Raw genomic sequence first — 16,167 nt, 5'->3', positions numbered from 1 at the left:
GCAACCTTAGTGTGCAAAGTGATCCCATCCCCCGGCGCCTGCGGGCCGGCCCGCAATTGTGACGCTCGGGCTTTCGTTGCTTCCCAGTGCTTGTATTGAGCCTATCGCAGCAAATCCGGGAGGCAGCTGAACATCGGCAGGGAATGTGGCAAGCAGCCCGTGGTCCTCCCCGCCGTTCAGCACCCATACCACAGGGTCTGTTCCCAATAGGTCCGAGGCAGGACGCAGCACTTCCCCCAGCACCTGAAGCTGCGCCGGATCCAGATCGATAGTGGTGCTGCCGGCTGTTGCGAGCCTCAATCCGTCCCGCAGCAGCCCGTCCGAGATGTCCAGCATGGCGGTTGCCCTAGCCGCCCGTGCTGCGGGGCCGGCGGCCAGCGGCGGCCGCGGCCTGCACTGGCGGTCAAGGAAAACGCGCTGTTCGGGGCGAAGGGCCCCGACTTCTACGCGGGATTCGAGGAGTGCCAGGCCGGCAGCGGCGTACCCGGCAGTACCGGCGAGCGCAACGACATCCCCAGGCTGCGCCCCGGACCGAAGCACGGCACGGCCGCCGTCGAGGGTGCCGAGCACGGCAACGGTGACCGAAATTTCCCGGCCGCGGCCCAGGTCCCCTCCCGCCACGGAACATCCGGTGGCGCCCAGGTCCCTGATCCCGGACGTCAGCCCGTCCGCCAGGTCCTCCACCCAGCTGACCGGTGTCTCCGGCGGAAGTGTAAGGCTCACGACCAGCGACGTGGCACGGGCCCCCATGGCATTGATGTCGCTCAGGTTCTGGGCCGCGGCCTTCCAGCCGACGTCAAACCCGGTGGTCCGGTAGCCGTTGGGCCATTCCAGCCGGAAATCCTGGTCCTGGACCTGCGTGTCGATGCTGATGACGGTCTTCCCGTCCGGCACCGCAATCACGGCGGCGTCATCCCCGGGTCCCAGCAGCATGGCTTCGGAGCGGGAGTTTCCGTTGGACAGGCGGGGGAAGATCCGCGCCAGCAATTCGGATTCGGAGAGGGCAGCGACGGCCTCTGGCTGCGGGTGGACGGTCAAACGGTTCTCTGGCACGCCACTACGCTACAGCGGTCCACTGACATTGGCGGGCCTGCACCCAACCAGTACCGTCCTGACCGGCCCGGCTGCAGCGATAGGCTGGGAGTATGCACCGCCCCCACGCTTCCCTGACCGCCCGCGCTGCCAGGATGGCACTGATCGGGGCTTTTGCCGCCCTCCCCCTGGCCAGTTGCGCGGCGGCGGCGGTGGATGTTCCTGCTGCCAAGGATGCTGCGAACCCGGCCTGTGCTCCCATGATGGTGGCGCTTCCCGAGGCCATTGGGGACTCCGCGCTGCGCAAAACGAACAGCCAGGCCACTGCCGCGTGGGGCGATCCTTCCCTGGTGGTCCTGCGCTGTGGCGTCAACGTACCCGGCCCCACTACGGACCGGTGCGTCACAGTCAACGGGATCGACTGGGTCATCAAGGAAGGCGATCCCGTGTGGACGCTGACCACCTACGGGCGGGAGCCCGCCACGGAGATCCTGATGGACCCGGACAAGATCAGCTCCGCCACCGTGCTTGCCGACCTCGCCGTTGCCGCAGCCGAGATCCCGGCCAGCAGGAACTGCGTGGGCCAGGAGGAACTGCAGGACTTGCCAAAAAGCCAGTAGGGGCTGCCGGCAACTCCGGCAGGGTTCCCTGGCCGAAGCGAAGCGAGGCGAGGGTGCCGGTGGGGGGCCCACGGCGGCAGGGTTCCCTGGCCGAAGCGAAGCGAGGCGAGGGTGCCGGTGGGGGGCCCACGGCGGCAGGGTTCCCCGGCCGAAGCGAAGCGAGGCGAGGGTGCCGGTGGGGGGCCCACGGCGGCAGGGTTCCCCGGCCGAAGCGAAGCGAGGCGAGGGTGCCGGTGGGGACTAGCGGAGTCCTGTCTTCCGGTTCAGTGCCAGGTAGATGAGCTCGTCGATCAGGTCCGCATAGTCCAGGCCTGAGGCTGCCCACATCTGTGGATACATGCTTTTGGGGGTGAAGCCGGGCATGGTGTTGATCTCATTGATGATCAGCTGGCCGTCCGGCGTGTAGAAGAAATCCACCCGGCTCAATCCCTCTGCACCCACCGCGTCAAAAGCGGCCGCCGCAAGTTCACGCACGCGGGCGATCGCTTCCTGGGGCAGGTCCGCCGGGCAGCTGAGCGCTGCGGCGTCGTCCTCGACGTACTTCGCGTTGAAGTCGTAGAACTCGTGCGTGCCGCCAGCCACGGAAATCTCACCGGGCATGGACGTGCGAGGGGCGTCGGTGCCCCTGCCTTCAAGCACGGCACATTCAATTTCGCGGCCAACAATTCCCGCCTCAATGACGAGCTTCAGGTCGTGCCGCCGGGCTTCCTCGATAGCTGCGTCCAGCTCGTCCAATGAGTCCACCTTGGAAATACCCATGGACGATCCGGCCCTCGCGGGCTTGACGAAGACCGGGAAACCGAGCCGGTCCACCCGTTTCCGGACGGACTCCGCATCGTTGCGCCACTGCCTGTCGGTCACGGCGATGTAGGGGCCCACCTGAAGGCCGGCGGCTTCGAAAACCACCTTCATGAAGTGCTTGTCCATGCCCACGGCGGAGGCCAGGACTCCGGCTCCCACGTATCTGGTGTCCGAGAGTTCCAGAAGCCCCTGGATGGTACCGTCCTCGCCGAAAGGACCGTGCAGCAGCGGGAACACCACGTCCACGGCGCCGAGCTCCTGCGGGACTTCGTTCGGTGAAGCGACGATCAGCTGGTGTTCGCCGCCGATCTGGGCAAGCGTCACGGTTTGCTGCGAGGGGACCACCTCGGGCAGCGCTGACCCGGCCAGGGACCACTGGGCGGTATCGGCGGCGGCAAGCACCCACTGCCCAGTCTTGGCGATCCCGATGGGGATCACCTCATACTTGTCCTTGTTGATGGCACCGAGGACACCGGCAGCGGTTACGCAGCTCACGGCATGCTCGCTGGAGCGTCCGCCGAAAAGTACTGCCACCCGGGGTTTTGCCCCGCCGGCCGGCGCTGCTGCGGTCAGTTTGTGGTTGGACATGCTCAGTAATCGCCTTCAGGTTTCAGTTCCCGGGCCAGCAGGACGGGCCCCAGTTGGTCAACGGACAGCTTGCCTGCCAGCACGGCGACGACGGCGGCCGTAATGGGCATCTCGACGCCCAGCTTTGCCGCAAGCTCATGTACGGCCTGGCCTGATTTAATGCCTTCGGCGGTTTGGGTCATCTTTTGGCCCACTTCCTCCAGGGTGAGTCCCTGGCCGAGCAGCCGGCCGGCAGTGTGGTTCCTTGAGAGGGGTGAGGAGCAGGTAGCCACCAGGTCCCCCAGGCCAGCCAGCCCGGCCATGGTTTTCGCATCGCCGCCCAGGGCCAGCGCCAGGCGGGAGGTTTCGGCGAGGCCGCGGGTGATGACGGAAGCTTTGGTGTTGTCGCCCATTTGCCGTCCTTCGCAGATACCCACGGCCAAGGCAATGACGTTCTTCACGATGCCGCCGATCTCCACCCCAACGATGTCCGACGTGGTGTAAGGCCGGAAATAGGGTGCAGTGCAGGTGCGGGCAATCCAGCCGGCGGCAGCGGAATCGGTGCAGGCCACGACGGAAGCGGTGGGCTCCTGGCGGGCGATCTCCATGGCCAGGTTCGGTCCGGAGACCACCGCGATGCGTTCGGTTGGAACGCCGAGTTCCTCGCTGATGACCTCGCTCATCCGGGCGTCACTGTGCAGTTCCAGGCCCTTCATCAGTGAAACCACCATGGCGCCGGGTGCGATCATGTCCTTCCAGCCGCGCAGCTGCGGCCGCAGGGACTGGGCCGGAACGGCCAGCACCACCAGGTCAGCCCCGGCCAGGACGTGGTGGACGTCGGTGGAGGCGGTGATGCTGTCCGGGAGCGCGATGTCCTTCAGGTATTGGCTGTTGCGGTGGAAAGTGTTGATTTCCTCCACCACTTCGGCGCGCCGGCCCCACAGCCGGATGGCACGCGGCACGCCGGCGGCGGCTGCGGCATCGGCCAGGATCTTCGCAAATGTGGTCCCCCAGGAGCCCGCCCCAAGCACGGCAACGGAACGGGCCGATCCCCCATGGTTTCCCTCAGGAATCACCGGGCGTCCGTTCGCCGCTCTGCTGCCCGCGCTCCACGAAACGTCCGTGCTTTGCCTGCTGCTTCTTGGCAGGATCCCAGCGCACCGCCGGTGGCTGTTCTCCCCTGAGCTCGGCCAGGAGGCCGGTGATGGCCTCCATGATGGCATCGGTGGCGGCCCCCAGAGTGGCCTTGTCCAGTGGACGGCCGGCGAAGGCGCTGAGGTCCACGGGATCGCCCACCACCACGCGCGACTGCTTGCGGGGGAAGATGTGGAACCGCTTGCCGTACCGGGGGAACACCTCGTGCGCGCCCCAGTGCGCGATGGGAACCACGGGAATGCCGCCCTCAAGGGCCAGCCGCGCGGCGCCCGTGTGCCCCTTCATGGGCCACAGGTCCGGATCACGCGTGAGCGTGCCCTCAGGATAAATGATGATGGCGCCGCCCTCGGCGACAATCTCCTGGGCGACCTGCAGCGAGCGGTTCGCTCCCGCCGTCGAACGCTCCACGGGAACCTGCTTGGTGGCGCGGAGCAGCCAACCGAGTGCAGGAACCTGGAAGAGGCCGGCCTTGGCGAGGAAGTGCGGGGCGCGCTTCTGGTTGTACAGCATGTGGCCCACCACAAGCGGATCAATCTCGGTGCAGTGGTTGGGCGCAGCGATGAATCCGCCGGCAGGAAGCTTTTCCGTTCCCTCCCACTTCTTGGCCATCATGAGGTTCAGCAGCGGGCGGGCAACGCTGGCGATGAACATGAAGGTGGCCCTGCTTTTCGCAGACTCTTTCACGTCGGTACCGCTACTTCACGGGAGTGATGTCGAAGTCGGCGCCCAGTCCGGCAAGCTTTTCGGTGAAGCGCTCGTAGCCCCGGTTGATGATGTCGATTCCGGTGACCCGTGAGGTTCCCGTGGCCGCGAGGGCAGCGATGAGATGGCTGAATCCCCCTCGCAGGTCCGGCACGTCAATGTCGGTTCCCTTGAGCTGGGTTGGTCCGGAAATCACGGCGGAATGCAGGAAGTTCCGCTGCCCGAACCGGCACGGTACGCTGCCCAGGCACTCACGGTGCACCTGGATACTGGCCCCCATCCGGATCAGTGCGTCGGTGAAGCCAAAGCGGTTTTCGTACACGGTCTCATGGACGATCGAGACACCTTCGGCCTGGGTCAGCGCCACCACCAGCGGCTGCTGCCAGTCGGTCATGAAACCGGGGTGCACATCCGTTTCCAGGACCAGGGGGTTGAGCTTTCCGCCCTTGTGGTAGAAACGGATGCCGTCCTCGCCGATGTCCATGCCTCCGCCCACCTTGCGGTAGGTGTTCAGGAACGTCATCATGTCCCGCTGGGAGGCGCCTTCAACGAAGATGTCACCCTTGGTAACCAGCGCCGCGGACGCCCACGATGCCGATTCGTTGCGGTCCGAGAGGGCGCGGTGGTTGTAGCCGCCGAGGTCGCGGACGCCTTCGATGCGGATGGTGCGGTCTGTCTGGACGCTGATGATGGCGCCCATCTTCTGCAGCACGGCGATCAGGTCGATGATTTCCGGCTCCGTTGCGGCTCCGGAAAGCTCGGTGATGCCCTCAGCGCGGGTGGCGCTGAGCAGCACCTGCTCGGTGGCCCCGACGGACGGGTAGGGCAGGGAAATCTTCGCGCCATGCAGGCCCTTTGGAGCGGAGATGTGGATGCCGCCGGGCCGCTTCTCCACCACCGCGCCGAACTGGCGCAGCACGTCAAGGTGGTAGTCGATGGGACGGTCGCCGATCTTGCAACCGCCCAGATCGGGAATGAACGCTTCGCCGATGGCGTGGATCAGCGGGCCGCAGAGCAGGATGGGAATCCGGGAGTCGCCGGCGTGGGCGTCGATCGCGGTGCTCGGCGCGGTCTTGGCCGCTTTCGGATCCAGCGTGAGGTCCCCGTTCACAGGGTCCTTGACCACAGTCACGCCGTGGAGCTGCAGGAGGGACGTGACCACCTCCACGTCCTTGATCTCCGGCACGTTCCGCAACACCGACGGTTCATTGCCCAGCAGCGCCGCCACCATCGCCTTGGGGACGAGGTTTTTTGCTCCCCGGACGCTTACACGGCCGGTCAGCGGGACTCCGCCACGGATTGTCAGAACACTACTCATATACCGGTTTCCTCACGATAACTAGCCCCCAAACCCTTGCAAAGGCTCCAACCAAGCATAGGAGGTCGCGTTACCGAACCGAAATACGCGGGCGACGGCGGCAGGGCGTGGCGGACCGCCGTCGCACGGTCAGGGGTACTTCAGCCCGCTCAGGAAAGGCGGGCGGGCAGGGTTTTGGGCAGGAAGGCAGGACGGGTGGCCTCGTAGGCAGTGATGTCCTCCTCGTGCTGCAGGGTGAGCCCGATGTCGTCCAGGCCCTCGAGCAGGCGCCAACGGGTGTAGTCGTCGATTTCGAAGGGGGCCACGATGTTGCCGCACACCACAGTCTTGGAGGCGAGGTCCACGGTGACCTGGGTGCCCGGAGCGTTCTCGAGCTCCTTCCAGATCAGTTCGATATCGTCCTGCGCCACCTGAGCGGCCAGCAGGCCCTGCTTGCCGGAGTTGCCCCGGAAAATATCGGCGAACCGGGAGGAGAGCACGGCCTTGAAGCCGTAGTCCTTCAGCGCCCAGACCGCGTGTTCGCGCGAGGAGCCGGTGCCGAAGTCGGGGCCGGCCACCAGGACGGAACCGGCATTGAACGGTTCCTGGTTCAGGATGAAGGAGGGGTCCTTGCGCCACGCGGAAAACAGGGCGTCCTCGAACCCGGTGCGGGTGATGCGCTTGAGGTAGACAGCGGGGATGATCTGGTCCGTGTCCACGTTGCTCTGGCGCAGCGGGACGCCGATTCCGGTGTGGGTGGTGAACTTTTCCATGGCGTGTCCTAGGCTGCGTCGGTGCGGATGGGGGTTCCGGCAGGCTCAACCACCGGATCGGGATCAAGGTCCGACGGCGAGCTCAGCGTGCCGCGGATGGCCGTGGCGGCGGCCACTACCGGAGACACCAGGTGGGTCCGGCCGCCCTTGCCCTGGCGCCCTTCGAAGTTGCGGTTGGAGGTGGAGGCACAACGCTCCCCTACTTCCAGCTGGTCCGGGTTCATGCCCAGGCACATGGAGCAGCCAGCAAAGCGCCATTCAGCCCCGAAGTCCTTGAACACCTTGTCCAGGCCCTCGGCCTCGGCCTCCAGGCGCACGCGTGCGGAGCCCGGCACCACCAGCATCCGGATGTTGGGGTCCTTTTGCCGCCCGCGAATGATGTCCGCGGCGGCGCGCAGGTCCTCCATGCGGGAGTTGGTGCAGGAGCCCAGGAAGACCGTGTCCACCCGGATGTCCTTCATGGGTGTACCGGCTTCGAGGCCCATGTACTGCAGCGCGCGTTCGGCGGCAGCCTTGGCGTTTTCGTCGCCGAAGTCCTCCGGCGACGGCACGGATTCGGACAGCGAGACGCCCTGGCCGGGGTTGGTGCCCCAGGTGACGAACGGCTCCAGCGTGTCGGCATCCAGGTCCACCTGCACGTCGAAGGTGGCGTCGTCGTCGGTCCGCAGCGTGTTCCAGTACTCGACGGCCGCGTCCCAGTCGGCGCCCTCCGGGGCGTGCGGACGGCCCTTCATGTACTCGTAAGTGGTCTCATCCGGCGCCACCATGCCGGCGCGGGCGCCGGCCTCAATGGACATGTTGCAGATGGTCATCCGGGCATCCATCGACAGCGCCCGGATGGCGGAGCCGCGGTATTCCAGGACGTAGCCCTGGCCGCCGCCGGTGCCGATCTTGGCGATGACGGCCAGGATGATGTCCTTGGCCGTGACGCCGGGACGCAGGGTGCCTTCAACATTGATGGCCATGGTCTTGAACGGCTTCAGGGACAACGTCTGGGTGGCCATCACGTGCTCCACCTCGGAAGTTCCGATACCCATGGCCAGCGCCCCGAAAGCACCGTGGGTGGAGGTGTGCGAGTCGCCGCAGACAACCGTCATGCCAGGCTGGGTTAGGCCCAGCTGCGGGCCCACCACGTGGACGATGCCCTGTTCAGCGTCCCCGAGGGAGTGCAGGCGCACCCCGAATTCGGCGCAGTTGTTGCGCAGCGTCTGGATCTGCGTGCGGCTGGTCAGGTCGGCGATAGGCTTATCGATGTCCAGCGTGGGAGTGTTGTGGTCCTCCGTGGCGATGGTCAGGTCCGGGCGGCGCAGCTTGCGGCCGGCCAGCCGCAGGCCTTCGAATGCCTGCGGGGACGTGACCTCGTGGACCAGGTGGAGGTCGATGAAAAGAAGGTCTGGCTGGGCATTGGCACCTTCGCCGTCGCCTTTGCGCACCACGTGCGCGTCCCAGACTTTCTCGGCCAATGTCTTTGCCATGGCCATCTCCCTTCACTGCTGTTGGCTGATGAGTTCCACTGAACCAGTACGCTTCGTACTGCGCCAGCCGAAAGATTTGCATCTCAGATAATGAGACGGCAATATCATTACATGGACAATTCTAGTGGAGTCGGCGTCATTGATAAAGCGGCCCAGGTGCTTGATGCATTGGAGGCCGGGCCCACCACGCTGGCGCAGCTGGTGGCGGCCACAGGCCTGGCCCGTCCCACCGTCCACCGCCTTGCTTTGGCCCTGGTCCACCACCGGCTGGTCAGCCGTGACATCCAGGGCCGCTTCGTCCTGGGAAGCCGGTTGGTTGAACTGGCATCGGCTGCCGGCGAGGATCGTCTAATTGCATCGGCGGGACCGGTGCTGATGCAGCTGCGGGATGCCACCGGCGAGAGCGCACAGATCTTCCGCCGCCAGGGCGACTGGCGCGTCTGTGTGGCCTCTGCCGAACGCCCCATCGGCCTGCGCGACACCATTCCGGTGGGCACCCAGCTGTCCATGAAAGCCGGATCCGCCGCCCAGGTGCTGCTCGCGTGGGAGGACCACGACCGCCTGCTCGAAGGCCTGCAGTCCGCGCGCTTCACACCGACAGTTCTGGCAGGAGTACGACGGCGGGGCTGGGGCCAGAGCCTCGGCGAACGCGAGCCGGGGGTCGCCTCCGTCTCGGCGCCGGTGCGCGGGCCGTCCGGCCGCGTGATTGCGGCGGTTTCGATCTCCGGCCCCATTGAGCGGCTCACCCGCCAGCCGGGCCGGCTGCACGCCGAAGTGGTCTGCAACGCCGGACGCATCCTCACCGAGGCGCTCCGCAAGAACAACGACTGACAGGGGAACTGCCGGGCGCAGGACCTGCCTGAGGAGCACGAAAAGGCGGCCGACGGCGTCGCGGCCCTGCTCCGGACGCTAGGATTTTCGCCATGGGCAGCTACGCAGTATTTCTTCGCGGCATCAATGTGGGCGGCATCAACATCAAGATGGCGGATCTCCGGGAGGCGCTCACGTCAGCTGGCTTTCCAGACGCCCGGACACTGCTTGCCAGCGGTAACGTGGTGCTGACCAGCAACCTTAATGCCACCGCACTAAAACGGGCATGCGAACAATGCCTCCGGGACACCTTCGGCTACGACGCCTGGGTGGTGGTCCTCGAGGCGGACCGGGTGGCCGAACTGGTGGCTGCCTGCCCCTACCCGGACGACGATAAGGCCACCCACACCTACATCACGCTCTCCTCCGATGCCGGCATGCTGGATGACCTTGAAGCGGCCGGTGCCGTACTGGAGGGCGCGGAGCAAAAGAGGCTGGGCCCTGAGGCTCTGGCCTGGTTGGCGCCGGCCGGAGGAACCCTGGACAGTCCATTCAGCAAAGTCACCGCCAAGGCCAGGTTCAAAGCCTCCACCACCACACGCAACCTGCGGACCCTGATCAAAGTCAGGGATGCCGCCACGGAACTCGAAGCAGCCGCGAACTGATTGCCGAAACTTATCCGGCCGCTGTTCTAAGCGCCGCGTTGAAGGCCGCAAGCCTGCTCGCTTCAACCTCCACGGGTTCCACCACGAGTTCCTTGGCCACGGCGGCCACCGCTGCGTTAAGTCGCTTCCGTGCCCGCGCTGCCCTCCGGTTGGCAGCGGCCACTGCGATGAAACGGCCTGTGATGGCCAGGACAATTCCCAGCACCACCCCGAAGGCGATCATCAGCGTGGGGACCGGCCAGCCTTCCACCCTGGGCACCTCCGGCACGGGCAGCTGGAAGTATCCCAGGGCTGCCAGCACCCCAAGCCAGCCCAGGCCTCCCAGTACCGTGAGCAGCGCCAGCCATTGCACTACGTTGAACATGCCCCACCACCATGCCTTGCGGTTGGCGGCGAGGTCGGTGCCGGCTATGGCTTGGTCAAGTGCGTCGGGCAGGCGCTCCCTGCCCTCCCTGGCGGCGCTGCGGATGGCTGCGCGCCACGGACCCGGAGCCCCGGTACTGGCGGCATCGGCAAATTCCCTCACCGCTGCGTCGGTGCGTGCCCGCTCAGGGGCTCCGGCCGGTGGCAGCGACGTCCGGTTCAACTCCGAAGGTGCGCTGCTGCGCAGATTGAGCCGCCGCAAAGGATCAGGCCGGAACCTGGACAGCCAGCGGGTGACGGGCCACCCCGTGCGCTTCACTGATTCGAGCCGGTAGGACTGGCCCACTGCCCGGACCACAGCCGGCACATTCGCCGCAGCTGCCAACTCATCCGCAAGGCGCGCCTTTGCCGCCGAGCGGACCCCGGCGGCCTCCCCGCCACCTGATGCTGCTCCCAATTCCGCTGACGCCCGGCTGATGTCTGCGGCAAGCCGCTGGGACTGGGCTTTGCGTTTCACTGCAACATTTCGGATGGCGTCCCGGACCCGGTCCACTCCTGTGCCCGTGAGCGCGGAAGCGGCGAGCACCTGGACCTTGGCCAGGCCGTCGCGGGCAAGAATGGACCGCAGGGATTCCAGTACGGGCAGCACATCTTGGGCGGGCAGGCGGTCCACCTGGTTGAGGACCACCAGGGTGACGGCCGCGTGCGAGGCCAGGCGCGACAGGAACTCGTTATGGACAGCCGCGTCGGCGTACTTCTGGGGATCAAGGACCCACACCAGCACGTCCACCAGCCCCACCATCCGCTGGACCACTTCACGGTTGGCTGCCCTGGTGGAATCGAAGTCCGGCAGGTCCAGCAGGATCAGGCCGGTGTCCTCGTCGGCGAAGCCCTCCACAGCTGCGGCATGATGCCTGTTCCGGACTTCCAGCCAGTCAAGCAGCGGTTCGCTGCCTTCCGCTCCCCATACCCCCGCCAATGGCTCCGACGTGGTGGGACGTCGAGCTGCCGCCGTCGCGATTTCCGCTCCGCTCACCGCATTGAACAGGGAGGACTTGCCGCTGCCGGTGGCGCCGAAGAACCCCACCACCGTGTGGTCAGCGGACATTGACCGGCGGGAACTGGCCCGCTCGAGGACGTTGAACACTTCCTGGAGCGTCTCATCGGGAAGGACGCCTTCACCGAGTTGCCGGGCGTCGTTGAGCGCGGAGAGCCTCCGGTCCAGCCGGGACGAATCGCGGGTGTCGGTGTGGCGGCTCATGCGGTGTCCGCCAGCCGAGCCAGCGCATCGGCATGGGCGGCGAGGGAGTGGACGGAGCTGTCATCCTGTTCCGGAAGCCTGGTAAGGAATTTTTGCTGTTCGTCCTGGAGCAGCCGCTGGCAGCGGACGTGCAGATCCTCACGTGCTTTTTCGGCCATGCGCCGGACGGCGTCCTCGCCAAAGACCGCCTCCAGCAGCCGTTGGCCCACCACAGCGGTCCCGCCGGCTACTCCGACCTCGAGCCCGGTGAGCCCGGCCGTCATGGAAAACACCACGATCATCAGGGCCGCACCCAGCCCGTTGATGCCGAAGGACAGCCAGCGGGCCTGGGTCCGCCTCCCCTGGCCCTCAGTGCGGATCAGATCCATGAGGGCCTCCTGCCAGGCCCTGATTTCGGCGGCTGCACGGTCCTCGAAGCCCGGAGTTGTCCCGGAAAGGTCATCAGTCCCAAGCAGGTGCCGTCCGGCGGTGTGGGACCGCCAGCGCTGGTCCGTGTCCTCGGCGGCATTCGCGGCTTCATCCACGATCACAGCCTGCAGGCCGGTTTCAATAGCTGCTTCCACCCGAATGGCGGGTGGTGGTTCACCGCGGAAGAACGCGCCCAACCGGTCGCGGAACCGGCCAACATTCTGTTCCAGGGTCCGGAAGAATTCACCGGTGCCCACGAAGTCCTGCCAGCGGGCCAGCACTTCGCCGCGAAGGAGCGAACCGTCCCGGGTGGCGTCGAGGATGCGGGCAGCCGCAGCCTTGTAGGCCGAAACGGCGGCGGCTTCGAGGTCCGCGGCGGCGTGCTCCTGCTCCCGCGCCGCCTGGGCTACCGCAGCGACGCGGCCGGTAAGGGCCCTGACGGTTCCGTTCAGAGTGCGCCGCGCGATCTCGGAACGGCCGGGGGAATCGGCGGCAAGTTCGCCAAGCCAGGTGCGCAGCGGGAGGACCACGCCGGCAGGCAGCATGCCCAGCTGGTCGAGTGATGTCTCGGGAATGATGAACAACCGGGCGGCAGCCAGGCCTTCACGGTCGAGGAGGCCACGCAGGTCCTCGCTCACCTCCGCTTCTGCCCCCGCCGGTACCCGGTCGAGCACCACTGCCACCATGATGTCCCGGGCTGCTGCGTCAAGGAGTAATTTCCAGGGAACGGCGTCGGCGTAGCGGTTGGCCGTGGTGACGAAAATCCATAGATCGGCCGCGGCGAGCAGCTGCCCGGCAAGCTTTCGGTTGTCGTCGGAAATGGAGTCGACGTCGGGGGCGTCCAGGAGCGCGACGCCCTCCGGCAGTGCGGGGTCGGCGACGAGCACAAGGGAGGACATGGCGCCGGCGTCCGGGACCGGCCCGGCGCTGGTGGCCGGGACCGGGCTGCTGGTCACGAACCCCCGGATCCGGTTCAGGGTGGGCAGGACGCGCTGGCCCTCAAACCAGGCCGTCTCGGACGGATGGTGGAGAAGGATGGGTTGGCGGGTGGTGGGGCGGATGGCTCCTGACCGCGTGACCGGGTGGCCCACCAGGGCGTTGACGAGTGTTGATTTGCCCGCCCCGGTAGAGCCTCCGACGACGGCCAGCAGCGGGGCGTCCAGGCTGCGGTAGCGCGGGAGGATGTAGTCATCGAGCTGGGCGACGGCGCTGGCTGCGTCACGCCGGGCCTGCTCCGCCTCGGGCAGGGCAAGGGGAAGTGCGGCGGCGGCAAGGTCGCCGCGCACCTGTTCCAGCAGCGCAACTGCCGCGAGTGCGGCCTGCGCCGGCTGCGATTCGTGCGGTAAGTCCTGTTCGTCCCGGAAGGTCACAGGATCATCATGCCAGTTGAGGGCCGCTTGGGTGGGGTTCATCACGAAACACCCCGTCCCGGACAACTCACCCGCGAACCCAACGGTGTTATCTCCGGAAGTGGGTGCAAAGCCTGGATGCTGGCGGGGGTGGAACGAAAAACGGCCCCGGGCGTCTGCCCGGGACCGTTTTGTTGGTGACCCCAGCGGGATTCGAACCCGCGTTACCGCCGTGAGAGGGCGGCGTACTAGGCCGCTATACGATGGGGCCGCGTACTTTTCCGTACTTTGCCAGCGTTTCCGCTGGTCAAGCTCAGTGATTGTTTCACACACTTTGCTTCGGTTTCAAATCGGCGAGCCGCCTGAAACCTTCTGTCTTCCCGCCCGTTTAAGGGCTCTGAACAGAGCTGGGATACCAGGACTCGAACCTAGAATGACGGTACCAGAAACCGTAGTGTTGCCAATTACACCATATCCCAATGATACTTTCGGGCCGGTTTTCAGGGCTTTTACCCTGCTCCGTGCCCCTCAGCACGAGAAATTACTTTACCCGACACTTCCGGCTCACACAAATCGGCTCCTCCCCTTCCGTGGGGCATGCGGGCCGCCGGCAGCAGCGCCCCGCATGCATCGATTCCTACGCGACCAATTCCTGGAGTGACGACACCGAGTTGCCGTCGAATCCTGGCGCCGGTTCCCCAGCCCGGTTCAGCCAGACACCAAGGAGGCCGGCGGCTGCGGAGCCCTCGGCGTCGAGCAGCCGGTTGTCACCCACATACAGGGTGTGGGCGGGGTCGGTGCCCAGCAGCCGGACCCCCTCGAGGTAAATGGCCGGGTCCGGTTTGGCCACTCCGAGGGTGTCTGTTCCCACGAGGCGGCGGACGCGTTCAAGCCCCGCTCCGTCCAGCTTGGCGCGCTGGTAATCGTGCACGTTGTTGCTGACCGCGCCGTAGGGGATGCCGGCCCGGTCCAACCTGTCCAGCAACGGCATCACGTCGGGAAAGGGCTTCACGTAGGCGGGTTGTTTTTCCATGTACGCATTGAGCCACTGGTGCGATTGCTCGCCTTCACCCAACTCAACCCCGAAATGTCCCAGCGCGGCCCGGCCCCGGAGCAACCGCTGTTCGTTGAAGGTCAGCTCGCCGGCCAGGTACCGGTCGTAGTAGTGCGTGGTCTCGTGCGTGAAGATGCGCCCGAACCGTTCCCACCCGGCCTGGTCGAGGCCGGGCAGGAGGTGTTCGCTGACCTCCCGGAGGGCGGTGGTCATGGAGTATTCGAGGTCGACCAGGGTGTCGTCGATGTCGAAGAGCACTCCCCGGACTGCGCCGAAAGGCGTCTCCAGGACGGCGCCCTCTGCCTGGCGGGGGGCCGCCATCAGCCGCGGAAGGTCTTGAGCCGGCTGAGGGATGACTCTTTGCCGAGGATCACCATGGACTCAAACAGCGGTGGGGAGATGCGGCGGCCGGAGACGGCCGTGCGCACCGGCCCGAAAGCAAGGCGGGGCTTGATGCCCATGTCCTCAACCAGGGCCTGCTTCAGGGCGGCCTGGATGGTGTCCGGGTTCCAGTCCTCCACGGGTTCGAGCGCAGCGATGGCTGCGTCCAGGACCTCCGTCAGATTCTCCGGCAGTCCCTTGAGTGCGTCAGCGGCAACGTCGATGGCGTCGTCAGCTTTGAAGAGGAACGCCAGCATTTCGGGCGCCTCCCCCAGCAGGGTGATGCGCTCCTGGATCAGGGGCGCGGCCTCGGTCAGGATCTGCTCTTCACGGTCGGTCAGGATCTCGCCCACGAGGCCGGCTGCGCGCAGGTACGGGGCCAGCCGCTCCCGGAAAACCTCGGGCGCCAGCATCCGGACGTGCGTTCCGTTGATGGCCTCGGCCTTCTTCAGGTCGAAGCGCGCCGGGTTGCCCAGTACATCGTGGATGTCGAAATGCTCAACCAGCTGTTCAACGGTGAAGATGTCCTCGTCGGCGCTCAGGGACCAGCCCAGCAGGGACAGGTAGTTCAGCAGCCCTTCGGGAATGAAGCCGCGCTCCCGATGCAGGAAAAGGCTGGATTCCGGGTCCCGCTTCGAGAGCTTCTTGTTGCCCTGGCCCATCACGTACGGCAGGTGGCCGAACTCCGGCATGTACTGCGCCACGCCCACTGCATAAAGGGCCCGGTACAGGGCAATCTGCCGGGGCGTGGAACTGAGCAGGTCTTCCCCGCGAAGTACGTGGGTTATACCCATGAGGGCATCGTCCACCGGGTTCACCAGGGTGTACAGCGGCGCCCCATTTGCACGCACCACTGCAAAGTCCGGCACGGAGCCGGCCCGGAAGGTGATGTCACCGCGCACCAGGTCGGTGAAGGTGATGTCCTCGTCCGGCATGCGGAGGCGCAGTACAGCCTCGCGGCCTTCGGCCTTGTACTGGGCGAGCTGCTCTTCCGTCAGGTGGCGGTCGAAGCCGTCGTAGCCCAGCTTCGGATCGCGTCCCGCCGCGCGGTGCCGGGCCTCGATCTCATCAGGTGTGGAATAGGACTCGTAGATGAATCCGCCGTCGCGCAGCCGTGCAATCACATCCTGGTAAATGCCGCTGCGCTGCGACTGCCGGTAGGGTTCGTGCGGGCCGCCAACCTCGACGCCCTCGTCCCAGTCGATGCCCAGCCATTTCAGGGCATCCAGCAGCTGGTGGTAGCTTTCCTCGCTGTCCCGGGCTGCGTCAGTATCCTCGATCCGGAACACCATGGTGCCTTTGGTGTGGCGGGCATAGGCCCAGTTGAAGAGGGCGGTACGGATCAGCCCGACGTGCGGGGTGCCTGTGGGCGAGGGGCAGAAGCGCACCCGTACGGGTGTCTCCGCGGTGACGGGCGGGATGGAGGCAGCATTCGACGCAGGAGCAGTAGTCAT

At 66.3% G+C, this 16,167-nt stretch carries 14 protein-coding genes and 2 tRNA genes; 3 read left to right on the top strand and 13 right to left on the bottom strand.

What is annotated here, in order from left to right; genetic code table 11:
• Nucleotides 1–6 precede the first annotated feature (6 nt).
• On the bottom strand, nt 7–1,053 hold the full coding sequence (gene thiL / locus AC5RVY_RS16320; RefSeq protein ID WP_493955748.1) for a thiamine-phosphate kinase: 1,047 nt from the start codon (nt 1,051–1,053) through the stop codon (nt 7–9).
• Nucleotides 1,054–1,145: 92 nt separating this feature from the next.
• Here thiL and AC5RVY_RS16315 point away from each other — a divergent pair, with 92 nt between their 5' ends.
• Nucleotides 1,146–1,652: a DUF3515 domain-containing protein gene (locus tag AC5RVY_RS16315; RefSeq protein WP_493955747.1), complete on the top strand. Its 507-nt coding sequence runs from the start codon at nt 1,146–1,148 to the stop codon at nt 1,650–1,652.
• Nucleotides 1,653–1,892: 240 nt separating this feature from the next.
• Here the strand turns inward: AC5RVY_RS16315 and AC5RVY_RS16310 are convergent, their stop codons facing one another.
• The 6 genes from AC5RVY_RS16310 to leuC form a co-directional block, all read right to left on the bottom strand.
• Nucleotides 1,893–3,041, bottom strand: a complete 1,149-nt coding sequence (locus AC5RVY_RS16310; RefSeq protein WP_493955746.1) for a D-alanine--D-alanine ligase family protein — start codon at nt 3,039–3,041, stop codon at nt 1,893–1,895.
• 2 nt (nt 3,042–3,043) lie between these two features.
• On the bottom strand, nt 3,044–4,096 hold the full coding sequence (locus AC5RVY_RS16305) for an NAD(P)H-dependent glycerol-3-phosphate dehydrogenase (RefSeq protein WP_493955745.1): 1,053 nt from the start codon (nt 4,094–4,096) through the stop codon (nt 3,044–3,046).
• Nucleotides 4,086–4,859, bottom strand: a complete 774-nt coding sequence (locus AC5RVY_RS16300; RefSeq protein WP_493955744.1) for a lysophospholipid acyltransferase family protein — start codon at nt 4,857–4,859, stop codon at nt 4,086–4,088. Before AC5RVY_RS16300 ends, AC5RVY_RS16305 begins: the two co-directional genes overlap by 11 nt.
• A gap of 10 nt (nt 4,860–4,869) precedes the next feature.
• On the bottom strand, nt 4,870–6,195 hold the full coding sequence (gene murA, locus AC5RVY_RS16295; RefSeq protein ID WP_493955743.1) for a UDP-N-acetylglucosamine 1-carboxyvinyltransferase: 1,326 nt from the start codon (nt 6,193–6,195) through the stop codon (nt 4,870–4,872).
• A 149-nt stretch (nt 6,196–6,344) separates the two neighbouring features.
• Complete coding sequence (leuD, locus tag AC5RVY_RS16290) at nt 6,345–6,947, bottom strand: 3-isopropylmalate dehydratase small subunit (RefSeq protein ID WP_493955742.1); 603 nt, start codon at nt 6,945–6,947, stop codon at nt 6,345–6,347.
• Nucleotides 6,948–6,955: 8 nt separating this feature from the next.
• Nucleotides 6,956–8,422: a 3-isopropylmalate dehydratase large subunit gene (leuC, locus tag AC5RVY_RS16285; protein WP_493955741.1), complete on the bottom strand. Its 1,467-nt coding sequence runs from the start codon at nt 8,420–8,422 to the stop codon at nt 6,956–6,958.
• A 111-nt stretch (nt 8,423–8,533) separates the two neighbouring features.
• Here leuC and AC5RVY_RS16280 point away from each other — a divergent pair, with 111 nt between their 5' ends.
• Both AC5RVY_RS16280 and AC5RVY_RS16275 read left to right on the top strand, forming a co-directional pair.
• Complete coding sequence (locus AC5RVY_RS16280) at nt 8,534–9,253, top strand: IclR family transcriptional regulator (protein ID WP_009356552.1); 720 nt, start codon at nt 8,534–8,536, stop codon at nt 9,251–9,253.
• Nucleotides 9,254–9,345: 92 nt separating this feature from the next.
• A complete protein-coding gene (locus AC5RVY_RS16275; protein WP_493955740.1) occupies nt 9,346–9,897 on the top strand; it encodes a DUF1697 domain-containing protein in 552 nt (183 codons plus the stop codon).
• Between the two features lie 10 nt (nt 9,898–9,907).
• Here AC5RVY_RS16275 and AC5RVY_RS16270 read toward each other — a convergent pair whose 3' ends face one another.
• From AC5RVY_RS16270 to gltX, 6 genes are all read right to left on the bottom strand, one after another.
• Nucleotides 9,908–11,521 (bottom strand): GTPase, encoded by a 1,614-nt coding sequence (locus AC5RVY_RS16270; protein ID WP_493955739.1) that lies wholly within the window; start codon nt 11,519–11,521, stop codon nt 9,908–9,910.
• Entirely contained in the window at nt 11,518–13,341 is a 1,824-nt protein-coding gene (locus AC5RVY_RS16265) for a dynamin family protein (protein ID WP_493955738.1), read from the bottom strand. Before AC5RVY_RS16265 ends, AC5RVY_RS16270 begins: the two co-directional genes overlap by 4 nt.
• Nucleotides 13,342–13,473: 132 nt before the next feature.
• A tRNA-Glu gene (locus AC5RVY_RS16260) sits at nt 13,474–13,549 on the bottom strand.
• A 136-nt stretch (nt 13,550–13,685) separates the two neighbouring features.
• Nucleotides 13,686–13,757, bottom strand: a tRNA-Gln gene (locus tag AC5RVY_RS16255).
• A 158-nt stretch (nt 13,758–13,915) separates the two neighbouring features.
• Nucleotides 13,916–14,653, bottom strand: a complete 738-nt coding sequence (locus tag AC5RVY_RS16250; protein WP_493955737.1) for an HAD family hydrolase — start codon at nt 14,651–14,653, stop codon at nt 13,916–13,918.
• On the bottom strand, nt 14,653–16,167 hold the full coding sequence (gene gltX, locus AC5RVY_RS16245; protein ID WP_493955736.1) for a glutamate--tRNA ligase: 1,515 nt from the start codon (nt 16,165–16,167) through the stop codon (nt 14,653–14,655). Before gltX ends, AC5RVY_RS16250 begins: the two co-directional genes overlap by 1 nt.

It is taken from the genome of Arthrobacter sp. Ha26 (assembly GCF_059091705.1).
The sequence above is the reverse complement of the archived record's forward strand: the minus strand, read 5'-3'. Positions and strand labels throughout refer to the sequence as shown.

Excerpts from the sequence above, each read along its gene's own strand:
- AC5RVY_RS16250 (WP_493955737.1), bottom strand. The coding sequence starts at position 14,653 with ATGGCGGCCCCCCGCCAGGCAGAGGGCGCCGTCCTGGAGACGCCTTTC.
- murA (WP_493955743.1), bottom strand. The coding sequence starts at position 6,195 with ATGAGTAGTGTTCTGACAATCCGTGGCGGAGTCCCGCTGACCGGCCGT.
- leuC (WP_493955741.1), bottom strand. The coding sequence starts at position 8,422 with ATGGCAAAGACATTGGCCGAGAAAGTCTGGGACGCGCACGTGGTGCGC.
- AC5RVY_RS16275 (WP_493955740.1), top strand. The coding sequence starts at position 9,346 with ATGGGCAGCTACGCAGTATTTCTTCGCGGCATCAATGTGGGCGGCATC.
- AC5RVY_RS16270 (WP_493955739.1), bottom strand. The coding sequence starts at position 11,521 with ATGAGCCGCCACACCGACACCCGCGATTCGTCCCGGCTGGACCGGAGG.
- AC5RVY_RS16265 (WP_493955738.1), bottom strand. The coding sequence starts at position 13,341 with ATGAACCCCACCCAAGCGGCCCTCAACTGGCATGATGATCCTGTGACC.
- AC5RVY_RS16280 (WP_009356552.1), top strand. The coding sequence starts at position 8,534 with ATGGACAATTCTAGTGGAGTCGGCGTCATTGATAAAGCGGCCCAGGTG.
- AC5RVY_RS16310 (WP_493955746.1), bottom strand. The coding sequence starts at position 3,041 with ATGTCCAACCACAAACTGACCGCAGCAGCGCCGGCCGGCGGGGCAAAA.
- gltX (WP_493955736.1), bottom strand. The coding sequence starts at position 16,167 with ATGACTACTGCTCCTGCGTCGAATGCTGCCTCCATCCCGCCCGTCACC.
- AC5RVY_RS16315 (WP_493955747.1), top strand. The coding sequence starts at position 1,146 with ATGCACCGCCCCCACGCTTCCCTGACCGCCCGCGCTGCCAGGATGGCA.
- leuD (WP_493955742.1), bottom strand. The coding sequence starts at position 6,947 with ATGGAAAAGTTCACCACCCACACCGGAATCGGCGTCCCGCTGCGCCAG.